This window comes from Gemmiger formicilis (assembly GCF_016901605.1).
Classification (GTDB): domain Bacteria; phylum Bacillota; class Clostridia; order Oscillospirales; family Ruminococcaceae; genus Gemmiger; species Gemmiger formicilis_B.
Window position 1 is genome coordinate 1 of sequence record NZ_JACJKP010000605.1, and the last position, 285, is coordinate 285.

Annotated in this window: 1 protein-coding gene; it reads left to right on the forward strand. The window is 53.0% G+C overall.

Annotation, left to right across the window (positions count from 1 at the left end; translation table 11 throughout):
• Nucleotides 1-105: 105 nt before the first annotated feature.
• The coding region (locus H6B10_RS16120) for a hypothetical protein (RefSeq protein ID WP_204652434.1) at nucleotides 106-285 on the forward strand (180 nt) is incomplete at its 3' end.

The following is a 285-nucleotide window of genomic DNA, read 5'->3' on the forward strand; positions in this document are numbered from 1 at the left end:
TGCAGGCTCGCAGCCGCACCCCCTCCCAAGAGGAGCGCGCGTTGCTGGAGCCTTTGGCCAAACTGGTTGTGACCAAGAAAACCATACGGGAAGAAGAAAGCGAAAATGACTGAACTGCAAACATTGAATCAGGAATATCTTGCACAGGCGGCCTCCGACCCGGAACGCCTGGCGCGGGAATTTGATGAAATCACCGAATATATGAAGGCTTCCACCGCGATTCACCACGGGGAATACGTGCGTACCTGCTATCAGCCCAAGTTGTTTACAGAGCAGATTTTTCAG